This window comes from Solirubrobacter ginsenosidimutans (assembly GCF_027587205.1).
In genome coordinates this window covers 1-20672 of record NZ_JAPDOD010000035.1, presented here as the reverse complement: position 1 = coordinate 20672, position 20672 = coordinate 1, and the positions used below count along the sequence as shown (strand labels likewise).

Genomic DNA, 20672 nt, shown 5'->3' with positions numbered 1-20672 from the left:
AGCTCAGACGTGCACGATGACGGCGTCGCCCTGGCCACCGCCGGAGCAGATCGCGACGCAGCCGTAGCCGCCGCCGCGCCGGCGCAGCTCCAGCACGAGCGAGCCGATGATGCGGGCGCCGGAGGCGCCGATCGGGTGCCCGAGCGCGACCGCGCCGCCGTTGACGTTCACCCGTTCCTCGTCGATGCCGAGCATGCGGGTGGAGTTCAGGGCGACGGACGCGAAGGCCTCGTTGATCTCCCACAGATCGATGTCCCCCGGCTGCAGCCCCGCCTTGTCGAGCGCCTTCTTGGCGGCGTTGGCGGGCGTGCGGGCGAGCCAGGCGAACTCGTCGGCGACGGCCGCCTGGGCGATGATCGTGCCGAGGATGTCCTTGCCGTTGCGCTCGGCCCAGTCCTCGCTGGCCAGCACCAGCGCGCCCGCGCCGTCGTTGACGCCCGGGGAGTTGCCCGCGGTGTGGGAGCCGTTCTTGACCAGGCCGGGGAGCTTGGCCAGCGCCTCGAGGCTCGAGCCGCGTCGCGGCGCCTCGTCGACCTCGACCACCGTGTCGCCCTTGCGACCGCTGATGGTGACGGAGACGATCTCGTCGGCGAGGCGACCCTCGTCGGTGGCGGCGATCGCGCGGTCGTGCGAGCGCAGCGCCCACTTGTCGAGGTCGGCGCGGGTGATCTCGAGCTCGTCGCCGATCTCGGTCGCCTCGTCGAACATCTGACGGCCGCTGAACGGGTTGCGCAGGCCGTCCTCGATCATCGCGTCGAGCGCCTTGACGTCGCCCATCCGGAAGCCCTGGCGCGCGCCGGGGAGCAGGTAGGGCGCCTGCGACATCGACTCCATCCCGCCGCCGACCGCGACTTCCAGGTCACCCGCCCGAACGGCCTGATCGATCATCCCGACCGCGCGCACGCTCGAGGCGCAGACCTTGTTGATCGTCTCAGAGGTGACCTCGATCGGGATGCCGGCGTTGATCTGCGCCTGCCGGCTCGGGATCTGCCCCTGCCCCGCCTGCAGCACCGTTCCCATCACGACGTGCTCGACCTGCTCGGGCGCGATATCGGCGCGCTGGAGCGCCTCGCGGATCGCCACACCGCCCAGATGCGTGGCCGGGAGCGTCGAGAGGCCCCCGCCCAGCTTGCCGATCGGCGTGCGGGCGCTGCTCAGGATCACGGTTCGAGGCATGAGTCGAGTCTATTAACGTCCGCGCGTATGGATGTCGCAACGACCACGGATGCCCCACCTTCGAGCGGTGCCGACACGATCGTCGTCGGGGTCTTCGAGGACGAGGGGATCAAGCACGACCACGGTGGCGTGCTGCAGGCGCTGGTGGACTCCGGCGAGGCCAAGCGCGCCCTGCGCAAGCTGGCGGTGACGCACGCCGAGGGGCGGCGCTACATCGTCGCCGGATTGGGTGCGCGCAAGGACTTCGATCCCGAGCGGGCGCGGGTCGCCGCGGCGGTCGTGGTGGGGCGCGCGAAGGAGCTGAGCACGCGGGTGCTGTGCTGGGAGGTCCCTCACCACGTGACCGACGCGCACGTCGGCGCGCTGGTCGAGGGCACATTGCTGGCGGCCTACGCGTTCGGCGAGTACAAGAGCGAGACCTCCTCCGACTCGCCCGGGCTCGACACGCTGATCCTGAGCGCGCACGACGACGTCTCCGCGCCGGCGGCGCGGGCGGCGGTCCTGTCGGAGGCGACGAACTCCGCCCGCAACCTCCAGAACCGGCCGGCGAACGACCTCACGCCGGAGGCGCTCGAGGCGCGGGCGCGGGAGCTGGAGGGCGTCAGTGTCGACGTGCTCGACCGCGAGGGGATCGTCGCTGCGGGGATGGGCGCGTTCGCGTGCGTGGCGCAGGGCTCCCACGTGGAGCCGCGCCTGATCACGGTCCGCTACGAGCCCGCCGACGTGACCGGCCCGCTGCTGGGCTTCGTGGGCAAGGCGGTGACGTTCGACTCCGGTGGCATCTCGATCAAGCCCGCGGCGAAGATGCATGAGATGAAGTTCGACATGTCGGGCGGGGCGGCGGTCCTTGAGGCCGTCGGCGCGATCGCGCGGCTGGGGCTGCCGGTGCGGGTGGCGGGTGTGATCGGCGCGACGGAGAACCTCCCGTCCGGCCACGCCGTCAAGCCCGGCGACATCGTGCGGGCGAAGTCCGGCGTGACGATCGAGGTCAACAACACCGACGCCGAAGGCCGGCTCGTGCTCGCCGACTGCCTCGCCCACGCGATCGACCTCGGCGCCGAGCGCCTGGTCGACCTCGCGACGCTGACCGGCGCGATCGTCGTCGCCCTCGGCACGCCGTACGCGGGCCTGTTCGCCAACGACGACGGCTGGGCGGGTGAGATCACCCGCGCGGGCGAGCGCACCGGCGAATCCGTCTGGCGCATGCCGCTGCACCCGGACTACGAGAAGCTGATCGAAGGCCGCTACGCCGACATCGTCAACTCCCCGACCGACCGCGGCGGCAGCGCCTCCAGCGCCGCCGAGTTCCTGCACCGCTTCGCCGGCGACGTCCCGTGGGCACACATCGACATCGCCGCCGGCGCCTACGACAACGGCAAGCCCTACACCCCCAAGGGCGGCGCCGGCTGGGGCGTCCGCCTCCTCGTCGAGCTGGCGAACGGCGAACCGGCCTCCCCCGACATACATTAATCCCACCTAAGGGGTCTGGCCCCTTATCTCCGCTTTAGCTCGCGCGGCGGGTGGGAAACCGCCGCGCGAAGTCGAAAGCGACCTAAAGGGAACCTAAGGGGTCTGGCCCCTTAGGTGGGCGTTAGAAACGGAAGGAGCCGACGAGGCCGTCGAGGCGGGTGGCGGTGGCGGCGAGTTCTTGGGCGGAGGCCGCGATCTCCTGGGTGGAGGCGGAGGTCTCCTCGGTGGTGGCCGTGACCTGCTCGGCGGAGGCGGAGGACTGTTCGGCGACGGCCGCGACCTCACCCACGTCGGTCTGGATGCGGCCGGTGCCGTCGGAGATGCGCTCGACGGCGTCGGCGATTTCCTCCACGCGGGTGGTGACGTCGACGACGGCGGCCTCGATGTCGGCGAAGGCGTCGCGGGCCTGGGCGACCGTGCGGGCACCCGCCTCGGTGCGCTCGGCCCCGCCTTCGACGACGCCGACGACGCGCGCGGTCTCCTGCTGGATCTGGGCGATCAGCTCGGCGATCGAGCCGGCGGCGGCCTGGGAGCCCTCGGCCAGCTTGCGCACTTCCTCCGCCACAACGGCAAAGCCTCGGCCCTGCTCGCCCGCCCGCGCGGCCTCGATGGCGGCATTCAATGCCAGCAGGTTGGTCTGCGCGGCGAGCGCGGCGATCGTCTCGACGATCGACTCGATCTCGCCCGAGCGGACCGCAAGATCCTGGATCGCGCTGGTGACGTCCTTGGAGGACCGCTGGACGCCGGTCATGGCGTCGAACGCCTCCTGAGCGGTGACGGCGCCGGCGCGGGCGACCCCGCGGGCGGCGTCGGCGGCGCGGGCGGCCTCGCGGGCACGCAGCACGCTCTCACGGGCGACCGCGGCCGCCTCGGAGGCGATGTCGCGGACGGCCTCGACGCTGCGCGCCTGGCGCTCAGCGCCCGACGCGACCTCACCCACGGCGTTGGCGATCTCGCCCACCGCGGCGCCGGCCTCCTGCGAGGTGGTCGCCATCTGGCGCGACGCGGCGGCGACGGAGTTCGAGGAGCCGGCGACCTCGCCGATCAGCTCCGACAGCCGGCCGCGCATGTCGTTGTACGAGTCCACGGACACGTGCAGCCGCTCGCGGATGCCGTTGGTGGCGCGCGCGATGTCGCCGATCTCGTCCCCGCCGGGGGCCTCGATGGCGGGCGTGTCGGCCAGGACGGCGCGCGTCAGGTCCCCACCGGCGACCGCGTTCAGACCCTCTTCGAGCTCCGCGGCATCGTGGCTCTCGAGCAGGTTCAGCCGGTCGAGCACCTGCGCGGCCGAGCGGCGGATGCCGCGGCTGACGAGGAAGACGATGCCGGCGGCGAACAGCGTCGCCAGCAGGCCGGCCATCAGGCCGAAGGTCCGCGCGGCGTCCGCGGCGGACTTGGCGGTGGCGATGTCGGCGTCCTGGCGCTTCTGGACGTAGGCGCGGATCTGCTCCTGCGCCTTCAACGGGACACGGACGTACTTGTCGGCCAGAGTGAGGGCGGCGTGCGCGGCGGCGGTGTCGCCGCTCGCCATCGCCGGGAAGAGCTTGGTGTTGACGGTCTCGTCGTGGTTGTGGTCAGCGGCGGTCGCGCCTGCGGCGAGCTTGGTCACGACCGGGTCGTGCAGCTTCTCCACGGCCGCACCGCCACGCTCGCCCGCGGCCACACCCTCCTCCCACTCACGCTTGTAGCGCAGCTCGCCGGTGGCGACGTACAGCGCCTGGGCAGCCTGCTGCTGCCGTGTCCCGTCGGCCTGGTCGGCAGCACCCTCGAGCGCTGTCTTCCACCCGATCGCGCGCTCGTACGCGCCGCTGGCCTGCGAGGACTTGTGCAGGACGATGACCAAGGAGGCGAGCATGACGACGAGGACGCCGGCGAACGCGAGTCCGAGCTTGGCGCCGAGCCTGAGGCGGAGGGGGGTGCGCATGGTGGCGTGGTCATCGGCATGACCCGACGACGAGTTGAGCGATGCGAGTTTCCTGAAGAAAAGCGGGAGCTTCGGCCGAGCGCGCCGCCATCATGGGTGGCCGTGAGGCTCGCCGGACTCTGGATCCTCCTCGTTGCCGTCTACGCCGCAACGCTCGGTATTCCCGCCCAACCCGGGATGGACTACGCGGGCGCCGAGCCGCACCATCTGCTGGCCGCCGAGTCGATCGTGAGCGATCGGGACGTCGACCTAACCGACGAGTACGCGGAGCGGGCCTACGCGAGCTGGTACCCGCACGAACTGAAGACCGATGGGCAGGTCGTCGCCGGACGGTTGATGGAACCCCACGGCGTCGGTTTCGCGCTGCTGATCGCCCCCGCGTACGCGATCGGCGGGCCGCGGGCGGTACAGGGCGAGATGCTCGCGCTGCTGGCCTTCGCGTTCGTGCTGGCCGCGCTGCTGGCGCGGCGGCTGGTGCCCGAGCCGTACGCGACGGTGGGCGTCGGGCTCGTCGCCCTCTCTCCCCCCGCGCTCGCCGCCTCCACGACGGTCACTCCCGGCGTGCCCGCGGCGGTCCTGCTCTCCGGAGCCGCGCTGTGCGCGCTGGCGGTCCGGGAGCGACCACGGCTGCGCTACGTCTTCGGCGGCGCGCTGCTGCTCGCGGGCCTGCCCTGGCTGGGCTGGACGTTCGTGGCGCCCGGCGTGGTCGTCGCGTGGGCGCTGGTCGTCTGGACGCTGCGCGAGCGGCGGCGGATGGCCGCGCTCGTGGCGGGGGAGGCACTCGCGGCCTCGCTGGTCTTCTACGCGACGATCAACGACCGCTTCTACGGTGGCCTGACGCCGCGTTCGGCGGGGCTCACCGGCCCGCCGGAGTTCCCGGTCGGCTACGTCGAGCGCCTCCCGCGGCTGGCCGGCCTGTGGCTGGACCGCGACGCCGGGCTGCTGCGCTGGGCGCCGCTGCTCGCGCTCGTCTTCTACGCCGCCTGGCTGCTGTACCGCTCGCGGCGCGACCAGCTCGCGCGCGTCGCGCCGGCGCGGCGGGAGGCCGAGGCGTGCGCCGGCCTGCTGCTGTCGCTCGCGGGCGCGCAGCTCGCGGTCAGCGCGCTGCTCTCGACCGGCGGCCTGCGCGGCGAGTCCTTCCCGGGCGTCTCGGCCGTCGCCGCCCTGCCCGCGCTCGCCGCGCTGACGGCGTGGGGCCTGCGCCACGTCCCTCGCCCCGTGGCGGGCGCGCTCGGGCTCTTCACGCTCGGGGCGAGCACCTGGCTGGTCCTGGCCTTGCGCGGCGACCACCTCAAAGGCTGGCTCGAGGTCCACACCAGCGCGCCCTGGGGTCCGCCGGTCAACATCTTCCCGAACTTCACCGGCGCCGCCTACTGGCCCGCCACCCTCTGCGCCCTGCTGGTGGCGGGTGTGGCCTTCCTGTGGTGGAGTGAGCGCCGCGCAGCGGGCGAATGGCGCAAGGCCGCCGCCGCCTCGCGCACCTCCAAGGCCATGCACTAGTGGAATTCCTCACCTCCGATCCCGCTTCGCACGCGGCGCTGCGCGACGCCGTCAGCGTGACCGTGGACGCGCTCGTCGCCGCACTCGGCGTGCCCGGCCCGAGGTCGCCGCTGTCCACCGAGGCGCTCGCCGCGACCGCCGCCCGGCTCGACCCGTGCCCGCCCGACGGCGCGCCCTTGGAGCAGGTGCTCGAGGACCTGCGAGACGTGCTGGACGGCAGCCTGCGCCTCGGGGACCCGCGCACGGTCGCCCACCTGCATCCCGCCCCGCTGATCGCGAGCGTCGCGGGCGAGCTCGCGGTCGGCCTCACCAACCAGTCGATGGACGCGTTCGACGCCTCACCCGCGGCGACGTTCGTCGAGGACGCGCTGGTGCGCTGGCTCGCGCGCGAGCACGGGCTCGGCGACGCCGGCTCGGGCGTGATGACGATGGGCGGAACCGCCTCGAACCTGCTCGGGCTGCTGCTGGCCCGCGACCGGGCGGGCGAGAACGTGCGCGCCCACGGCCTGCCGCCCAACGACTGGCGGATCGTCGCGTCCGAGGCGAGCCACGACAGCATCCGCCGCAGCGCCGCGCTGCTCGGGCTCGGCACCGAAGCGGTGATCGGCGTCGAGACCGACGCCACCGGCGCGATGTCGCTGGACGCCTTCGACGCCGCCACCGCCGGCCGGCACGTGATCGCGATCGTCGGCACCGCCGGAACGACCGACCTCGGCGCGATCGACCCGCTGGACGCGCTCGCGGACCGGGCGGAACGGCGCGGCGCCTGGTTTCACGTCGACGCCGCGGTCGGGTCCGGTCTGGTCCTCAGCCCGCGCCAGAAGCCGCGCCTGAAGGGCATCGAGCGCGCCAACAGCGTCACGGCCGACCTCCACAAGCTGTGGTGGCAGCCGTTCAGCGCCAGTGCCCTACTGGTCCCGGACGTCGACGTCCTCAAGGCGGTCCATCACGCCAGCGTCTATCTCAACCGCCCCGAGGATGAGGCCGAGGGCCAGCTCAACCTCGTCGGCCGCAGCCTCGACACGTCGCGCCGCTTCGACGCGCTGAAGGTGCTGATCGCACTGCGGGCCACCGGCCGCCGGCGGCTCGCCGAGATGATCGACGAAGTCCTCACGCTCGCCCGGTACGCCGGCGAGGCGATCGCCCAGCGCCCGCAGCTCCAGCTGCTCACCACGCCTTCAACCGTCATGGTCGCGTTCCGCCACGCGGGCGACGACGAGACGAACATCCGCATCCACCGCGAGCTCTTCGCGTCCGGGCGCGCCGTGATCGGCCGCACCCGCATCAAGGGCGAGGTCAGCCTGAAGCTGACGCTGCTGAACCCGCACACGACGCGGGCGGACATCGACGCGCTGCTGGACGAGATCGTCAGCGCGGCAGGCTGACCGGCAGCCGCACGTTGCGGACGTCACCCGCCGCGTTGCGCACCCGCCCGACGACCCACACGGTCTTGATCTTCCCGCGCGGCTTGGACGGCAGTCGCAGCCGCAACGTCAACACGCGAGAGGCGACGAGCGAGCGCTTGACCTGCGGCCCCGTGAACATCCGCTTGGAACGCAGCTTCGCGGTGAGATGCACCGCGAGCGAGCAGTCCTGGTCGCAGGCGAGCTTGACGAGGGCGGTGCGCTTGCGGTCCAGCCGCGGGGTCGCGCGTGCGCTGAGGAACGGCGCGCCCTGGACGAGCACCGGCGGCCGCACGCCGACCAGCGGCGCCGGAGCCACCGGGCGCGGCACGACGAAGATCGTCACGCGATAGGTCTCGGATTCCACGACCCCATTGCTGACGCGGTAGGCGACCGTGTCCTGCCCCGAATAGCCCGCCGCCGGCGTGTAGTGCAGGTCCGTGAGCGTGCCGTGCTCCGGCTCCTTGGCGACGACGAGGTCGAGCCTACGGCCCGCGGGATCGGTGCACGGCGGGGGCGGAAGGTCGACCGGCTGGTCGGACTGCGTCGTCGCCGTGGCCGAGGTCGCGCTGCAGCGCGGCGCGGCGACCGACTCGCAGCTCGCGGTCACGGCCACACACGGCTGCCAGTCGACGGGGCCGACGCGCTCGGCGCCCGTCACGACCGTCCGCGGCGTACCGCCCGTGGCGGCGGCGATCCGCACCTCCGCGCCCGCGGCGTAGACGAGCGCGGTCGCGTCGGGCGACCAGCGCGGCGCTGCCGCGGGACCTTCGACCAGGGGCTTGACGGCACCACCGGCGGTCGGGATCGACGACAGGCCGCCGTCGCGCGCGAAGGCGACCGCGCTGTTGTCCGGCGCCCACGCCGGGACGCCCCTCACGGCGGGCGGCAGGTCGAGGCTCACTCCCGGCAGGACCAGCAGCCCCGCCACGACCGGCGCGAAGGCCGCCAGGCCGGGAGCCCAGGCGATGTCCGTGGTCCCGGCGAGCAGGTCGACCAGGAACGGGTCGAGCGCGGCGCCCGGGGTCGGCGCGACGCGGTAGGTCAACACGCCCCGCCGGAAGGCGATCGCGCCGCCGTCACTCGCCCAGGCGGGGTTCGCGTCGGTCGCGCCGGCGGTCACTCCGAGGATGCGACCGGTGGTGAGCTCGAGCACCCCGATCCCACCCGCCTTCACGAACGCGAGCCGGTTGCCACCGGGCGAGAACGCCAGCTCGGTGATCTGTCCCGCGTCCGGAACCGGCAGCATGCGCAGGCCGCTCCCGTCGGCGTTGAACGCCATCAGGCGCCCGTCGACGACCGCGGCCAGCTGGCCGTTCGCCGCCTGCGCGGAGGCAGGAACGAACCACGCCGCGAACAGACACGCGGCGCACGCCAATGCACGGAACGACCTCCGCATGGCGCGACTCTATGGGGCGATCCGGCGTTTGTAACGCCAACTGGACGAACGGCTCACCCGGCGTCGGGACGGGCGGCCTCACTGGGGTCGATCGCCCCGCGCGCGAGGATCGTGCTCGCGGCGCTCGCCGGGTCCAGCCGGCGGGCCACGACCTCGTCCAGCAACTCCTGCACCTCGGGGTCGTCGCGCAGCGTCGCCTCCAGCGCCTTGCGCAGTCGCACGGTGGCGATCCCGAGCACCTCGTTCATCAGGTTGCGGCGCCGGCGCTCGGACAGCGTCCCCTCGGCCTCGACGTGGGCGCGGTGCTCGGCCAGCTTCTCCGCGAGCACCTCGACGCCCTCGCCGCGCGTGGCCTCGGTCTTGATGATCGGCGGGCGCCAGCCCTCGTGCGGCGCCAGCGACAGGACACCGCGGATCTCGCGGACCATCGTGTCGGTCAGCGGGTGATCGGACTTGTTGACGACGATGATGTCGGGGATCTCCATCACGCCCGCCTTCAGCGCCTGGATCGAGTCGCCGGAGCCGGGGATCAGGACGAGCACGACCGAGTCGGCGTGGTCGATCACGTCGACCTCCGCCTGCCCCACGCCCACCGTCTCGAGGTAGACGTCGTCCTTGCCCGCGGCGTCCATCAGCAGCGCGGTCTGCAAGGCCGCCTCGGCGAGGCCGCCGAGCGCGCCGCGCGTCGCCATCGAGCGGATGAAGACGCCCGGGTCCAGGAAGTGCTCGGTGAGGCGGATGCGGTCGCCCAGCAGGGCGCCGCCGCGGAACGGCGAGGACGGGTCGATCGAGAGCACGGCGATCTGGCGGTCCAGCGTTCGCTGGTGCTTGATCAGCGCGCCGATCAGCGTGGACTTGCCCGCACCGGGCGGGCCGGTGAAGCCCACGATCGACGCGTTCCCGGTGTGCGGGTAGATCGCGCGGACGAGCTCCCACCCGGCGGGATCGTCGTCCTCCACGAGCGAGATGCCACGTGCCAGCGCGCGCTTGTCACCGCGCAGGAGTCGGTCAGCCAGCGAGTCCGCCATCAGGGCGCCGGAGGATAGTCTGGACGGCCGATGGCGACGGTTTCGTCCAGACCCGCTGCCGCGCCAGACGTCCATGGCGTGCCCGCCCCGCTCCACGGTGGTCCGCTGGCGCTCGCGCGCTTCATGCACAGCCACGGCATGCTGAACCGCAACTACGCGCGGCTGATCGCGCGCTGGGTGTTCCTCAAGCTCCGCTGGGGCAAACGGCTGCAGACCGACGGCCTGTGCTTCATCGCGCCTGACGTCAAGCTCGAGATCGGCCGCGACGCCGTCCTGCGGCTCGGCCGCTGGTCCTGGCTAGGACACGGCACCAAGATCCGCGTCCACGAGGGCGAGTGCGAGATCGGCGCGAAGACCGTCCTCGGGCAGGAGTGCACGATCTCGGCCTTCCAGCACGTCTCGATCGGCCGCGAGTGCGTGATCGCCGACCGCGTGATGCTGATCGACTTCGACCACGGCGTCGTCGAGGTCGAGCGCCCGATCCGCCACCAGGGCATCTACAAGCGCGACGTCCGCGTCGGCTCCAACTGCTGGATCGGCTACGGCGCGTGCATCCTCCGCGGCGCCACGGTGGGCGACAACGCGGTCATCGGCACCAACACCGTCGTGACGAAGGACGTGCCGGCCAATGCGGTCGCCGGCGGGACCCCGGCTCGCGTGCTGCGGATGCGCGACGAGCCGGAGACCCTCCGGTGGCAGTGAGGCTGAGGGGCTAGGAGCCGGCGGGCGGGGTGGTGGTGCCCGCTGCGGCCGGCGCAGCCGCGTCCGCGTCCAGCTCGGCCTGGACCTGCGCGGAGCAGGCCGGCCACGGCGCGAGGCCGCGCTGGTTGTAGAGGCCCGCGGCGAACATGTCCTGGACGTTCTCGTCGGCCTCGGCGGGATCGCCGGTGCCGCCCAGGGACTCCCACGTCGCCTGCGAGAACTGGTACTTGCCGCGGTACTCGCCGCTCGGGGAGATCGCGGCCGGGTTGCCGCCGGACTCGCACTGGGCGATCTTGGCCATCACGGCCGCGACGTCGTCGTTGCTGGCGGGGGTGGCGGCGTTCAGCGTGCTGTTCTGCGGCGCGCTGCCGAGGCCGAGGGCCTGCAGCGTGGCCGGGCCGGCGACGCCGTCGGCCTTGAGGCCGTGCGCCTTCTGGAAGCGCTTGATGGCCTTCTTGGTCTTCGGGCCCATCACACCGTCAGCCTTGATCCCGAGCGCCTTCTGGATCTGCTTGGTGGTGACCTTCTTGGGCTTCGGCTGGCTGGTGGCCGCCGTCGTTCCCCCACTCGCGTTCGCGCCGTCGGCGGCGGACGCGGTCGTCGCGACGGCCAGCAGTGCGACGACCGTCAGCGCCACCGCCGCCGCGCGGCGTACGTGAGGTAAGAACAAAAGCTCGACTTGCGACACGTCAGGTAACTCCCTTGGTCTCAATCCGCCTACGGGGTTAGCTGACGGGCTCGCGCGTAGACCTGCGCTACGCCGTCGTCATGACGGCGATTCGCCCCGGGAGCCTGACCAAGGCTCCATCGGTTCCCCCGCTCCCGTCCGGACAGACCAGACGGAACTCGGCTCTTATGACGGCGCCCACCTTACACGGCGCTTATGAAAATGATCGGCCGGTTCTGCGTGATGCTTGAACACAGGGCTGCACGAAGGCCCATTTCGCCAGCTCAGGCGCCAGATTGCGCAGTTCGTCGGAACTTTCTCCGGCAAGTGCCGCAAAGACGTTTTGATAATGCGCTTCAGCTCGCTCGCGCGGGTAGTCGCCCGCGGTCGCGCTGTCGATCAGGAACGCCCAGTCGGAGCTCTGCAGCGCGAGCAGTTCGCGCAGCGCGCGGTCCGACGGATCGGCGCCCAGCGCGGCGAGTTCGGCGCTGCGCTGGGTCCAGGCCAGCTCGCCCCGGCTCCACGTCCGCAGGTCGCGCCCCGCGCCCCAGCTGGACGGGGCGATCTCGCCCGGTCCGTCGGAGGCGTGATCGATGCCCACCGGCGCGACGTCGGCGAGCTCGAGCACCCGCTGCAGGAACGTCACGCCCTCGTGCCAGTGGTGGCCGAAGAGCTCGGTGTCGAAGGCGACGACGGCCGGCCCGTCGAAGCTCGCGACGAACGCCTCAGCGTCCGCACGGGCGCGCGCGGCGCCGCGCTCCGGGTCGTACGGCTGCCCGTCGTTGGCCCACAGCGCGTGGGCGCGCTCGGTCAAGCGGTGCGAGTCGCGGTAGTCGCCGTGCGACGGGTACCCGCGCGCATCCCACACGCGATCGATGCCGGCGCGGTCGAGCGCGACGAGGAAGATCCCCGCCTCGGTGGTGTACGGACCGGCCTGCAGCGACGCGCTCCAGTCGACGCACGTCAGGTGCACGCCCGCCTCCTCGAGCAGGCCGTCGAGCCACGGCGCGTGCGCGCACTCGGGCAGCCAGAAGCCGCCGTCCCACGTGCCGAAGCGACGCCGGTGCGACGCGATTCCCGTCTCCAGCTGCAGCCGCACGCCGGCGTCGGTCGCCAGCAGCGGGAGCACGGCGTGGGTCGCGGCGCTCGTCCAGCTGACGTGCGGGGCGAAGACCGCGAGCAGGTCGCCGCGGCGCTCCAGCGACTCCACCGCCGACTCGTAGTGCGCGGCCGAGTAGGCGATCTGCGCCGCCAGCTGCGGGTGATCGACGGCGTCAAGGCCGTGCGACGCGGGCCGGATCTCGCGCAGGAAGGTCAGGCAGCGCTCCAGCGCGCCCGGCGCCTCCAGCTGGTCGGCGAGCACCGGCGTGATCGACAGCGTCACCTTGCCGGGATGCGCGTCGAGGACGTCCAGCAGCGGGAGATAGCTGGTCGCGATCGCCTCCCACAGCCATTCCTCGCCGAACGGCCACGTCCCGAAGCCCTCCACATAGGGCATGTGGGTGTGCAGGACGATGCTGAGACGGTTCACGGGCGCAGGACGGCGAGCAGGTCGAGGCTGCGCTCCAGGCCGACCCGGCGCAGCGTGAAGTCGCGCGCGCTGATCGCGGGCGTGAAGCGGTCATAGAACGGCTTCGTGAACCGCAGGCCCTTGTGCACGCGGTCCCAGCCGAAGTGCTCGATCGCGACCTGGTGGGCGCGCAGCTTGCGCGCGTGGAAGAGGCCGAGCAGGTCGACCTGGCCGAAGTGGCGCTCGCACAGCTCGCGGTACTCGCCCGGCTTGTACTCGCGCACGTGCCACGGGTTGCCGGAGCGCTCGGCGCCCTTGGGGGCGAGCGTGAGCACGTTGGGGGTGGAGACGTAGGCGACGCCGCCGGGCTCGATCAGCTCGCGGACGTGGGCGAGCATCGCGTCCGGGTCCTGGATGTGCTCGATCGTCTGCAGGAACACGACGCAGTCGACGTCGCCCTGCCAGAGCTCGATCATGTTGCGCTCGAAGGCGACCTGCGTGTACTTCGCGCGGGCGTGCTCGAAGGCCTCGGGGTTGGCGTCGACGCCGATCACCGACGCCGCGGTCCGCGCCAGCACGGCGGACCCGTAGCCCTCGCCGCACGCGAGGTCGACGACCTTGCGCCCGTGGACGCGCTGCGCGATCCACTCGTAGACCACGAGGTGGCGCTGATACCAGTAGTTCTCTTCGGGGACGTCGGGCAGCGTCCGCTCGCCCGTGAGGTGCAGTGGGGCGACGCCGGGCGGCTGGTCGCGCTGGACATAGAGCTGATCGGTCATGCGTTGGCTCGCATCAGTACCGAAATCCACGTCCGGAAGGGCCGCCAGATCTCGGCGACTTCACCGATCGGCCGGCCGTAGCGCGCCTGGACGGCGTTCTCGAGCCGCGGCTCGCCCTTGGGCGCGACGTCGGTGGTGCCGACGGCGCGGATCAGGATCAGGCCTGCGTAGAAGGGCCCGATGCCCGGCAGCTCCTGCAGCTCGGTGTAGGCGACGTCGGGGTCCTTGGCGAGCAGCGGCTCCCGATCGAGCTTGCCCTCGAGCGCCGCCTGGGCGATGCCGTGCAGGCGCGGGATCTTGTTCGCGGGCAGACCTTGCAGCTCCTGGAGCTGAAGCAGTTCGTGCGGCGGCGGGAACGTCTCGCCGAGCGCGTCGCGCAGCTTCACGGCCTGGGCGTGGCCGGCGCGGGCGGAGATCACCGACCACGCCGCGGCCTCGTAGGGCGAGTGGAAGAGCACCGGCCGCAGGTACCCGCTGGCGCGCTGCAGCTCGCCCGCGATCGGATCGCGCTCACCGACCTCCGGATACGCGGTGCCGTCGTGGTCGAGCGAGACGATCCGCGCGGCCTGCTCGATCGCGCGCGCCTCATTGCCGGCTTCGACGGTGCCGTGGACCGTGTCGCCGTCCTGGGTGAAAACGACCCGCGCGGGTCCGCTCCAGTCGTCGACGAGGAAATGCAGCCGGAGCTCATCGTCCCCGATCTGGGCCTTGCCGGGCGGCCAGCCTGCGACGAAGCGGGCGGCGGAGGCGAGCGTGAACGGGCCCTTGGGTTCGAGCGTGAAGGCGGTGATGCTTCGGGAGCTTAGGAGCGTGCCGCGGCGTATGCGTCGAGCGTGCGGCGGCGCTCGACGGCATGGTCGACGATCGGGGCCTCGTGGCCCGCTTCCCAGGGCTTCGCGAGCTGGTTGAGTGGAACGTCGGAGAGCTCCGGGACCCACCGGCGTACGTACGTGCCCTCGGGGTCGTGACGCTCCTGCTGGAGCATCGGGTTGTAGAGGCGGCGGGTGACCGGCGCGGGGTCGACGCCCACCGAGGAGATCCACTGCCAGTTGCCGTTGTTGTTGGCCTCGTCGCCGTCGAGCAGGAGCTGCATGAAGTGGCGCTCGCCCTGCCGCCAGTCGATGTGCAGGTCCTTGACGAGAAAGCACGCGGTGATCAGGCGGGCGCGGTTGTGCATCCACCCGGTGGCCTTCAGCTCACGCATGCCCGCGTCGACGATCGGATAGCCGGTGCGGCCTTCGCGCCAGGCGTCGAAGTGCTCGTCGCTGCCGTCCCACTCGATGTCGTCGAGCTCCTTGCGATAGGCGTGCCGCGCATTGCCGGGGTTGTGGAGGAGGACGTGGGCGTAGAAATCGCGCCAGGCGAGCTGGCGGGTGTAGGCGTCGTGTCGTCCGGCCTTCGCTTCCAGCTCCCTTGCCGAGATGCAGCCGAAGTGCAGGTAGGGCGAGAGCATGCTCGTGCCGCCGGAGACCCGGTCGTGGTGTTGCGCGTAGGTGTCGATGCCGTCGCGCAGCCAGGCGTGCATGCGCTTGCGGCCCTCGGTCTCGCCGCCCTTGAGCGGGTCGGGGACGAGGTCTTGGAGTTTCAGGTCCGGGAGCTCACCCGCCCGCAACTGCGCGGGGATCGGGACGACCCGCGGCGCGCCGTGGAGCTCCCGCCGCGGCAGCTCCTTCCACGCGCGCCAGAACGGGGTGAAGACCGCGTACGGCTTCGGCTTGCCGATGTCGGCGACGAAGTTGCCCGGCGTGCGGCGAGGCTCGACGCCCACCTCGCGCAGCGCCGCCTCGACCCGCTGGTCGCGGCGCATCGCGAACGGCGAGGCGTCGGAGGCGAAGTAGACCGCGGTCGCGTCGCACTGTGACGCCAGCTTGCGCAGTTCCTGCTCCGGCGTCCCGCGGGCGATGACGAGGTCGCCGCCGCGCTGTCGCAGCGCGGCGCGAAGGTCCGTGAGGCACTCGAGCATGAACCGCGTCCGGCTGCCCGACGCGTGGCGGCCGAGCAGCAAGCGGTCGTCGAGGACGAAGACCGGCACAACGAGGTCGTGCGCGTCGAGGGCCGCGCGCAGCGGCGGGTGATCGTGGACGCGCAGGTCACGCCGGAACCAGACGAGGGCGGTCGAGGGCATCGATCCCAAGTACGGGGCGAGCCGTATTCTGGATCGACCGTGCCGCTGGTCCACGACTTCCCACTCTTCCCGCTCGGCCTCGTCGCGCTGCCTTCAGAGCTCGTGCCGCTGCACATCTTCGAGGAGCGCTACAAGGAGATGATCGGGCGCTGCCTCGAGGAGGGCTCCGAGTTCGGGATCGTCTGGATGGCGGACGACGGTCTGCGCCCGATCGGCTGCGCGTGCGAGATCGCCGAGGTGCTGGAGCGGCTGCCGGACGGCCGGATCAACCTCGTCGCCCGCGGGACGCGCGTGTTCCGCATCGACAACCGCCAGGACGACCTGCCGTACCCGGCCGGCACCATCGAGTTCCTCGACGACCGCTTCGAGGACGTCGACCCCCAGGCGGCAGCGGGAGCGCACATCGCCTACGCCGACCTCGTCGAGCAGGCGACGGACAAGGCGCCCGAGCCCGGCGAGATCGAGGCGATGTCGGCCTATGAGATGGCGGCGACCGTCGAGTTCGGGCTCGACGCCAAGCAGGGCCTGCTCGACCTTCGCTCGGAGAGCGCGCGCATGAAGCTCGTCGCCCGGCTCTGCCGCGCGGCGATCAAGCGCCTGGACTTCGTCGACCGCGCCGAGGCCCGCGCGCGCTCGAACGGCAAAGTCCACTTCACGGGCTGACGGCGCCGAACTCGCGCAGCAGCGCCTCCATCTCCGCGTCCTCGTGGTGAATGGCGGCTTTGAGCGGCGTGTAGCCGCCCTCCTGCTCGAGGTTGGGATCGGCGCCCGCCTCCAGCAGCGCGCGCACGGACGCGTGATCGCCGACCGCCACGGCGGAATGGATCGGGTGGACCTTGAACGTGTTCTCGTTGTCGGCGTCGGGGTTGGCGCCGGTCGCGAGGATCGCGCGCACCGCCTCGGCCCCGCCGAAGAACGCCGCGAGGTGCAGCGGCGTGAAGCCGTCCCCTCCCCGCACGCTCAGATCGGCGCCTTCGAGCGCCGCGACGTCGCCCAGCGCAGCCGCCTCGAGCGGGCCGACCGGCGCACCGGCGGCCAACAGCGCGGCGCGAGCGTCCGGCTTGCGGTGATAGAGCGTGAGCAGCAGCGCCGACACGCCGTGCTCGTCCGTCGCCGTGATCAGCTCCGGGTGGTCGCGCAGGAGCTCCGGCAGCTCGTCGGACGCGATGGCGGCGGTGATGTCCATGTCAGCTCCTCGATTTCCCGCAGACCTGCTTGGCGACGTCGGAGGTGTAGGCGGTGAGCCGGGTGAATGATGCGGGCAGCGGGCGCGAGGTGTCGGCGAAGGCGATGTCGCCGGCGGCCATCCGCGCCTTGTAGCTCAGCACGCTGTTCGGACCCGCGGGCAGCGTGAGGTTCAGCTCGGCCTGCGGGGAGAGATCGCGCGCGAGCTGGCGGGCGCGCAGCAGCAGGGTCGGCGGGAGCTCCTTCTTGACGCCGTCGCAGGTGACGAACCCGTCGTCGGAGACGACGAGCGTGATGTTGGCGTTGCGGTCCGCGCCGGAGCGGGTGACCTCGAACAGGTCGCCGGCGGGGCCGCCGCAGCCGGCGGCGACGATCACGAGCGCTGCTGAGCTGAGCGCGGCAAGCTTGCGCTTCATACGACGACGAGCTGGGCGCCGGCCACTTCGCGCAGGAAGCTCGGGGTCGAGAGCACGCCTTCGAGGCGGTCGGTGAGCGTCGCGCCCGTCGTCTGCACCGCCGCGGCGCACGCCCAGATCCGGCAGTTGGGCAGCTCCTCGGCGGCCGCGCGCAGCTCGATCAGCGTGCGGGCGAAGGCGTCGCGCTCGGCGTCGACGACGTGGGTCGCGGCGCGCGCCCGGGCCTCGAGCTCGGGGTCCAGCAGGGCGCCCAAGGCGCCGAACGTCGCGAGCCCGCGCGCCTCCTCCCCCGCCGACGCGGCGGAGACGAGCAGCGACAGGCCGGTGTAGAGGCGTTCCGGGTCTCCGGACTCGAGGATGGCGGCGAGCACGCCCTCCATCGTGTCAGAGCTGGATTCGCGCGCGGAGGCGGCTCTCATCCAGGTCGAGCTCGTGCTCGATCGCCTTCAGCGTCTCGGCGTCGAAGGCGCGCTCGGTGCGCATCGCCTTGAGCACGTCGCGCTCGGCGTCGATCATCTCGGCCAACAGGCGCCCGGCGTAGGCGACGTCGCTCTGGCCGCCCTCGTCGTGGTCGCCCTCGACCTTCGCCTCCAGGCGCTCCACCCGCGAGCCGTAGCGGTCGCGCATCCGTTGCACGACGTGCTCGGGCGCGTCGTCGGCGAGCTCGTCGAGGCGCTCGAGCCCGGCCTCGGTGATCCGCAGCCGCGCCTTGGCGGCCTCGCGCCGGTGCTCCTCGCTCTCCACCAGGCCCAGCCTTCTGACGAGCGGCGCGAGCGTCAGCCCCGGAAGCACCAGCGTCAGCACGATCACGGCGTAGGCGACGAAGATCACGAGATCGCGATCGGGGAAGGCGGCGGTCGGGATCGCGAGCGCCGCGGCCAGGGAGACGCCACCACGCATGCCGCTCCACGCGATCGCGATCCGCTCCGCTTTGGAGGTGTTCGACGGCAGAACGGAGGGCACGATCAGCATCCACAGGAACCGCATGCCCATGACGACGGCGAAGATCAGCGCGGCGTAGGCGATCAGCGTGAGCGCGGCCGCGTCCTCGATGCGCTCCAGGATCGTCGGCACCTGCACGCCGATCAGCAGGAACAGCAGCCCGTCGAGCAGGAACGCGGCGCTCTCCCAGAACGCGAGCGTGCGCAGGCGCGTGCTCGGCTCGATGATGTCCAGCGAGCGGGTGCCGATGAACAGGCCGGCGGCGACGGTGGCCAGCACGCCCGAGGCGCCCACCTCCTCGGCGGGGATGTAGGCGACGAACGGCGTGATCACCGACAGCGTGACGTCCAGCGACGGGTCGGTGACGATCCGCCGCAGGTGACCGAAGACCCAGCCGGCGGCGATCCCGATCGCGATCCCGCCCGCGGCCACCGCCACGAACTGCCCGCCGACGCCCAACGCGCTGCCCACGCTCCCGCCGACCGCGCCGATCGCGATCTTGTACGCCGTCAGCGCGGTGCCGTCGTTGACCAGCGACTCGCCCTCGAGGATCGTCTTCGTGCGCCCGGTGACGCCGAGGCGGTCGAGCACCGCGGCGGCGGACACCGGGTCCGTCGGGCCGAGCACCGCGCCGAGCACGAACGCCGCCGCCCACGGGATCCCCAGCACCGCGTTGGCGACCGCCGCGACGGCGACGATCGTGACCAGCACGAGCCCGACGGCCAGCAGCGTGATCGGCGCCCAGTTGGCGCGGATCTCGTGCGCGGAGACCGTGATCGAGGCGGCGTAGAGCAGCGGCGGGAGGAAGACGAAGAACACGACGTCGGGGTCGAGCTCGGGCGACGGGAGCCCGGGAACGAACCCGATCACCAGTCCGCCGAGCACGAGCGCGACCGGGTACGGGACGCCGCTGCGCAGGCCGAGGCCCGCGAGGACCGCGACGGCGAACAGCAGGAAGACGAAGAGCTCGATGTCGGCCACGGGCATCATCTATCCCGCCTGTGTCTGAATTAGTCGACGCCCGCGGGCTGCGCTGCCCGCTTCCGCTCGTCCGGGCGCGCGTCGCGCTGGCCGCTCTTGGCCCTTCCGAGTCGCTCGTGGTGCTCGCGACGGACCCGGAGGCGCCGATCGACCTCGCGGCGCTGGCGAGCGACGTGTCGCGGTCGTTTGTCGCTGAGCGGGTGGAGGACGGGTGGCGGTTCGTGCTCGGACCCGTCCAGAACCTCTGAACGCTCTCGTGGAGGCGCGAGAGGTGGCGCTAACCGCCGAGCAGTGAGAGGAGGCCGCTCGCGCTGCGCGGGTCGATCCCGTGGTCCTTCTCGAACTGTTTCGCGCGTTTGGGGTCAAAGAGCGCGAGCGCGAACTCCTCGCGTGAGGTGTGCGTCTGGCACGCGGCCTGGTCGAGCAGCTTGAGCGCCTCGGTCTGCAGCGCGCCGGCCAAGCCGCCGGCGTCGGGGATGTCGCGCTCTTGGCACGGGTCCGCGAGGACCACAGGCGCCGGCGCCTCGCTCGAGTGCTCGACCGCGTAGACGACGAACGTGCCCGCCGCGGCGGCGGTCGCGAGCCACACCGCGGGCTTGCGATACGCGGCCGCGAGCAGCGCGGCCGCGAGGACCGCGAGCGCCGCGGCGATCAGGTACGCCGTGCGAAACGCGTCCTGGATGGCGACGACCACGACGTCGTCGAGGCGCCCGGCGAGCCGGTCGTAGACGCCGGCGTCGTCGGCGAACTCCCCGCGGTGGCGCTCGATCGCGTTCTTGAGACCCTGTCGCGGGTTCTCGATGTCGACGTCGTCGAGCAGCGCGGGCGCCAGCTTGAGCTTCTGGAGCGGGTCGATCTGCGAGTCGAGCACGAGCGACGCGCCCTGCAACACAGCGCGGTCGGTGCCCGTGTGCAGCTTTGCGGTGGCGACCGGCGCGAGGATCGCGAGCACGACGACGATCCCGACGTGGCGCGCGACGAGGTTCCGCGCGGCCTCGTCGACGTTGCGCTCGGTCGAGAACGCCGGCAGCGCGAGCCCCATCCCCCCGCCCGCGAGGAGTTGCGGGACGATCGTCCACGCGATCGTCGGAGCGGGCAGGAACGCGAGCGCGGCCGCGCCGCCCGCGATGAGGACCGCCCCGGCGAGCGCCCGCGCCCGGACCTCGCCGGGGATCGCGGCGGCGGCGACCGCCGCCAGCGGCAGGACCGTCACGCCGAGCGCGGCCCGCCCCGGCGAGATCGCGAACCCGGCGACAAGCTCGATCACGAGCAGGAACAACACCGCCGTGAAGGCCGCGGCGGTGAAGGCGAGCGAGGCGAGCCAGGCGGGTGAGGCGGCGACGGTCGCCGCGGCGACGCGCGGGCGGGTGGGTGCGTCGTCCGAGGCGACGTCGGCGACACGGGCGCGGGCGGCCCCGGCCGCGGCGGGCGCAGGCGCGCGGGCCGGAAGCGTCGGCGCGGGGTC

20 protein-coding genes, 1 pseudogene and 1 riboswitch are annotated in these 20672 nt (G+C 72.4%); of the genes and pseudogenes, 7 read left to right on the top strand and 14 right to left on the bottom strand.

Annotated elements, in window-relative coordinates:
• Positions 1 to 3: 3 nt before the first annotated feature.
• Positions 4 to 1176 carry an acetyl-CoA C-acetyltransferase gene (locus tag OM076_RS29880; RefSeq protein WP_270043791.1) on the bottom strand — a complete coding sequence of 391 codons (1173 nt, stop codon included), beginning with the start codon at positions 1174 to 1176 and terminating at the stop codon, positions 4 to 6.
• A 27-nt stretch (positions 1177 to 1203) separates the two neighbouring features.
• On the opposite strand from OM076_RS29880, the gene OM076_RS29875 reads away from it, so the two are divergent.
• Entirely contained in the window at positions 1204 to 2646 is a 1443-nt protein-coding gene (locus OM076_RS29875; protein WP_270043790.1) for a leucyl aminopeptidase family protein, read from the top strand.
• 121 nt (positions 2647 to 2767) lie between these two features.
• On the opposite strand, the gene OM076_RS29870 is transcribed toward OM076_RS29875, so the two are convergent.
• The gene (locus OM076_RS29870; protein WP_270043789.1) at positions 2768 to 4570 is read right to left on the bottom strand and encodes a methyl-accepting chemotaxis protein; all 1803 of its coding nucleotides are present in this window, start codon (positions 4568 to 4570) and stop codon (positions 2768 to 2770) included.
• Positions 4571 to 4672: 102 nt separating this feature from the next.
• On the opposite strand from OM076_RS29870, the gene OM076_RS29865 reads away from it, so the two are divergent.
• Together OM076_RS29865 and OM076_RS29860 are read left to right on the top strand one after the other, a co-directional pair.
• Complete coding sequence (locus OM076_RS29865) at positions 4673 to 6070, top strand: hypothetical protein (protein ID WP_270043788.1); 1398 nt, start codon at positions 4673 to 4675, stop codon at positions 6068 to 6070.
• On the top strand, positions 6070 to 7455 hold the full coding sequence (locus tag OM076_RS29860; RefSeq protein WP_270043787.1) for a pyridoxal phosphate-dependent decarboxylase family protein: 1386 nt from the start codon (positions 6070 to 6072) through the stop codon (positions 7453 to 7455). The genes OM076_RS29865 and OM076_RS29860 overlap by 1 nt, the downstream gene beginning before the upstream one ends.
• On the opposite strand, the gene OM076_RS29855 is transcribed toward OM076_RS29860, so the two are convergent.
• Both OM076_RS29855 and meaB read right to left on the bottom strand, forming a co-directional pair.
• Positions 7439 to 8872, bottom strand: a complete 1434-nt coding sequence (locus OM076_RS29855) for an Ig-like domain-containing protein (RefSeq protein ID WP_270043786.1) — start codon at positions 8870 to 8872, stop codon at positions 7439 to 7441. The two genes, OM076_RS29860 and OM076_RS29855, sit on opposite strands and share 17 nt — an antisense overlap.
• A 53-nt stretch (positions 8873 to 8925) precedes the next feature.
• Entirely contained in the window at positions 8926 to 9900 is a 975-nt protein-coding gene (gene meaB / locus OM076_RS29850) for a methylmalonyl Co-A mutase-associated GTPase MeaB (RefSeq protein ID WP_270043785.1), read from the bottom strand.
• Between the two features lie 78 nt (positions 9901 to 9978).
• Between meaB and OM076_RS29845 the strand changes: the two genes are divergently transcribed.
• Complete coding sequence (locus tag OM076_RS29845) at positions 9979 to 10602, top strand: acyltransferase (protein WP_270043784.1); 624 nt, start codon at positions 9979 to 9981, stop codon at positions 10600 to 10602.
• A gap of 10 nt (positions 10603 to 10612) precedes the next feature.
• Here the strand turns inward: OM076_RS29845 and OM076_RS29840 are convergent, their stop codons facing one another.
• The 4 genes from OM076_RS29840 to OM076_RS29825 all read right to left on the bottom strand — a co-directional run bounded on the left by OM076_RS29840 (position 10613) and on the right by OM076_RS29825 (position 14016).
• Complete coding sequence (locus tag OM076_RS29840) at positions 10613 to 11239, bottom strand: transglycosylase family protein (RefSeq protein WP_270043783.1); 627 nt, start codon at positions 11237 to 11239, stop codon at positions 10613 to 10615.
• Between the two features lie 63 nt (positions 11240 to 11302).
• Positions 11303 to 11464, bottom strand: a riboswitch (cyclic di-AMP (ydaO/yuaA leader).
• A gap of 19 nt (positions 11465 to 11483) precedes the next feature.
• Complete coding sequence (locus tag OM076_RS29835; protein WP_270043782.1) at positions 11484 to 12800, bottom strand: 1,4-alpha-glucan branching protein domain-containing protein; 1317 nt, start codon at positions 12798 to 12800, stop codon at positions 11484 to 11486.
• Positions 12797 to 13558 (bottom strand): class I SAM-dependent methyltransferase, encoded by a 762-nt coding sequence (locus OM076_RS29830; protein ID WP_270043781.1) that lies wholly within the window; start codon positions 13556 to 13558, stop codon positions 12797 to 12799. Before OM076_RS29830 ends, OM076_RS29835 begins: the two co-directional genes overlap by 4 nt.
• On the bottom strand, positions 13555 to 14016 hold the full coding sequence (locus OM076_RS29825) for a DNA glycosylase family protein (RefSeq protein ID WP_270043780.1): 462 nt from the start codon (positions 14014 to 14016) through the stop codon (positions 13555 to 13557). The genes OM076_RS29830 and OM076_RS29825 overlap by 4 nt, the downstream gene beginning before the upstream one ends.
• On the opposite strand from OM076_RS29825, the gene OM076_RS29820 reads away from it, so the two are divergent.
• The gene (locus OM076_RS29820) at positions 14005 to 14364 is read left to right on the top strand and encodes a hypothetical protein (protein WP_270043779.1); all 360 of its coding nucleotides are present in this window, start codon (positions 14005 to 14007) and stop codon (positions 14362 to 14364) included. The two genes, OM076_RS29825 and OM076_RS29820, sit on opposite strands and share 12 nt — an antisense overlap.
• Here the strand turns inward: OM076_RS29820 and OM076_RS29815 are convergent.
• A complete protein-coding gene (locus OM076_RS29815; RefSeq protein ID WP_270043778.1) occupies positions 14361 to 15683 on the bottom strand; it encodes a cryptochrome/photolyase family protein in 1323 nt (440 codons plus the stop codon). The genes OM076_RS29820 and OM076_RS29815 overlap by 4 nt on opposite strands.
• A 39-nt stretch (positions 15684 to 15722) precedes the next feature.
• On the opposite strand from OM076_RS29815, the gene OM076_RS29810 reads away from it, so the two are divergent.
• A complete protein-coding gene (locus OM076_RS29810) occupies positions 15723 to 16346 on the top strand; it encodes an LON peptidase substrate-binding domain-containing protein (RefSeq protein ID WP_270043777.1) in 624 nt (207 codons plus the stop codon).
• Here the strand turns inward: OM076_RS29810 and OM076_RS29805 are convergent.
• From OM076_RS29805 to OM076_RS29790, 4 genes are read right to left on the bottom strand one after another with little or no spacing between them, the layout of a single operon-like run.
• The gene (locus OM076_RS29805; RefSeq protein ID WP_270043776.1) at positions 16336 to 16869 is read right to left on the bottom strand and encodes an ankyrin repeat domain-containing protein; all 534 of its coding nucleotides are present in this window, start codon (positions 16867 to 16869) and stop codon (positions 16336 to 16338) included. The two genes, OM076_RS29810 and OM076_RS29805, sit on opposite strands and share 11 nt — an antisense overlap.
• Position 16870: 1 nt before the next feature.
• A complete protein-coding gene (locus tag OM076_RS29800) occupies positions 16871 to 17284 on the bottom strand; it encodes a hypothetical protein (protein WP_270043775.1) in 414 nt (137 codons plus the stop codon).
• Complete coding sequence (locus OM076_RS29795) at positions 17281 to 17655, bottom strand: hypothetical protein (protein WP_270043774.1); 375 nt, start codon at positions 17653 to 17655, stop codon at positions 17281 to 17283. Before OM076_RS29795 ends, OM076_RS29800 begins: the two co-directional genes overlap by 4 nt.
• A 13-nt stretch (positions 17656 to 17668) precedes the next feature.
• A complete protein-coding gene (locus tag OM076_RS29790; RefSeq protein ID WP_270043773.1) occupies positions 17669 to 19207 on the bottom strand; it encodes a Na+/H+ antiporter in 1539 nt (512 codons plus the stop codon).
• Between the two features lie 20 nt (positions 19208 to 19227).
• Between OM076_RS29790 and OM076_RS29785 the strand changes: the two genes are divergently transcribed.
• Positions 19228 to 19455 (top strand): sulfurtransferase TusA family protein, encoded by a 228-nt coding sequence (locus tag OM076_RS29785; protein WP_270043772.1) that lies wholly within the window; start codon positions 19228 to 19230, stop codon positions 19453 to 19455.
• Positions 19456 to 19484: 29 nt separating this feature from the next.
• On the opposite strand, the pseudogene OM076_RS29780 reads toward OM076_RS29785, so the two are convergent.
• A pseudogene (locus tag OM076_RS29780) lies at positions 19485 to 20672 on the bottom strand (hypothetical protein); the annotation flags it as partial.